At 38.4% G+C, this 685-nt stretch carries 1 protein-coding gene; it reads left to right on the top strand.

Annotated features, from left to right (window positions below; genetic code table 11):
• On the top strand, positions 1-389 hold a 389-nt coding region (locus QMD21_07850), incomplete at its 5' end, for a hypothetical protein (protein ID MDI6856676.1).
• Positions 390-685 lie beyond the last annotated feature (296 nt).

A 685-nucleotide genomic window follows, 5' to 3' on the forward strand; every position in this document is an offset into this window, starting at 1 on the left:
CCCAACCACCACCCGAAAATCTGCGAAACATTACTTGCATTGAAGTTACAATCACGGGCAAGCTTACTTACGTAAACATCACTATAGAATACAGCGATGAGGATGTTAAAGGTTTAAATGAAGCTACGCTCAAAATGTACTACTGGACAGGCACAGAATGGAAGCTCTGTAATAATACAGGTGTAGATACGGAAAACAATATCGTGTGGGCAAATGTAACCGAGCTTACAATATTTGCACCAATGGCTGAGAAGGTAGTAGCAGCACCGCCGGTAAACTGGCTTTTATACATGGGAATAATTGTAATAATCATGGTTGCTCTTGTTGCCACAGGTATAGGCATCAAACGCAGAAAGAAAGGCGCACCTCCAGAAAAACCAACTGGGTAATTTGAGATTAAGTAATAACTAAATTCGGCTTTTTCCTCTTCATTCGATCATTTCGCTATTTCTGGTGCTGTCAAAATATAGTGCTATATTTTAACACCTATTAATGATATGAGTAGCGCTAATATTAACTCCATTTATGACCTGATCATTGTTAAAGTAGGTTGAGAAAGTGCTTTTACTACCAGAAACAGCAATTTTTTATTAAATTTGAAGACCTAAATATCCAAAATTGGCAGTTCTATAGCGAAAATCTCTAAAGCAGTTCGCAGCCTAGGAAACCACACCGTTTACGGTGT

The sequence above is a fragment of the Candidatus Thermoplasmatota archaeon genome (genome assembly GCA_030018475.1).
Lineage (GTDB): Archaea > Thermoplasmatota > JASEFT01 > JASEFT01 > JASEFT01 > JASEFT01.